We start from the raw sequence: 1,694 nt of genomic DNA, 5'->3' as shown, positions 1-1,694 counted from the left end.
GCAGTGCCGCGAGGGGTTATATCTCGAGATTCCGATGGCTGCGGCGTCACGGAAGTGTCTCGTCCACGCCAACACTGAGACAGGAAAGAGTAGAGAACTGCTCACTCGCATCAAGGACAACCGACTCTACGTTCCAGTCGGTGATTTCGATACGAAGTATCGCGAGTACGCCAGACGTGCGTTCAAGAAGCTCTTGCGAGTCCAAGAGGAGAACCTCTCTGAGGACCAGCTCATATGGCTGACGACAAATGAATCGGCCATCACCGAGCGTATCGACCGTTTCATCGAGACGGGACACCACGACCGAATCTGGAGAGACTGGGAGCCTGGTGAACGGACCGTCCGTGTGCTTCGGGATGCGATCCGAGACGCTCCAGACGAGGTCGTCTCACTGGGAACGTTCCAATCGGCAAAGGAGCTGTTTGAAGCAGTGGAGGCGTACGCTCCGGAAGCGGACTGGAAACGAGACGTGTGTAATCGCATCTCGAGTCCCCGGAGTCTCGGGAATCTTCTCGCATCCCAGCGCGACCACCGGAGCCTGACCATTCGGCAGCACGAAAATACGAACCACTATCGGATTCAGGAATCTACGCGTGGCGTCCAGCCCCTCACCGTCGAGTCAATCGGTGATCTGTTTGAACTCCCCTGCATGGCGAACATGGCCGAACGCCTCCACGAGAAGAAACCAGTCCGAAAGGACCTGTACAACTTCGCCCGGATGGTGATGTGGCTGCCACAGTACCAAGACAGTGACCTCGAGACGATTGTCGCGGATCTCAAGGATGTCTTCTCGCGGTGGCCATGGTACGATGAACAAGTCACTGACTACCAGATCCGCTACGAGTTTTCTAACACGAGCGGAGGCGGCATCCCGCTGCCGATGAACTGCGACAACGACGACATGCAGCGGTACTGTATTGGACAGGACCAATGTCCATACTCAATCTGGGGAAGTCTCCCCTTCCCAGAGGAGATGTACAATCAATTGACTGACGCTGAATCTGCTGGAGTGGAGTTCTAATCTCCACAACTGAACTACCATCATCGATATATTTCTATGTGAGAGAAGACTCGACGAGATTAGAATCCCCGTCATGCACTTTTCAGGCTCTGTATCGTCTGTTCACGACAGATATCGGTGAATTCTCCGCAATCCGCGGAAAATTCCGTCAACTGGTATAATTCGCGGTTATCGAGTCTCGCACAGAATGAGACACCAATTCTTTCGAATTCGAGGCTTTCACCACCTTGTCAAGCACAATTATACCAGATTACCGTGTCTTGAAGTTCGTCGAGGACATTATTACGGCCTGAAAACAGCCCGACGTCCTTATTACTGAATCTAAGTCTGTTCCATACTCCTCTGCACCTTCAGAATCATCCAAAGGAAGGCTAGGGTACACTGGTACAAACGCCGCTGGCTCTCTCCGGCCGAGGGGCCATCAAACGACGAGCGTCTGCAAGATACATATCAGAATTCACTCATTGGGAAATGATGCGATTTCCAGTGGGGAACCAAAACTAGTTTCAACAATTGGCCTATATACTCTCACCATACACTCCTTTATTTGAGTTTCTTATAACAGCTTTTAAAACCACAATACAAGGATATTTCTGTTGGAAACAAGCAAGGAACCAATTCTCGGGCTTCCAAGCTATACATCCTGTTTAGAATGTAGTACCTTGATCAGCGT

At 51.2% G+C, this 1,694-nt stretch carries 1 protein-coding gene; it reads left to right on the top strand.

Annotated features, from left to right (window positions below; genetic code table 11):
• Positions 1-1,021, top strand: a 1,021-nt coding sequence (locus ACERI1_RS18750) for a primase-associated protein (RefSeq protein WP_373619994.1), incomplete at its 5' end; no start/stop codon positions are given.
• Between the last annotated feature and the right edge of the window lie 673 nt (positions 1,022-1,694).

Origin of the sequence: Natrinema sp. HArc-T2, assembly GCF_041821085.1 — an archaeon.
Lineage (GTDB): Archaea > Halobacteriota > Halobacteria > Halobacteriales > Natrialbaceae > Natrinema.
This window is presented reverse-complemented; position numbering and strand designations above follow the sequence as displayed.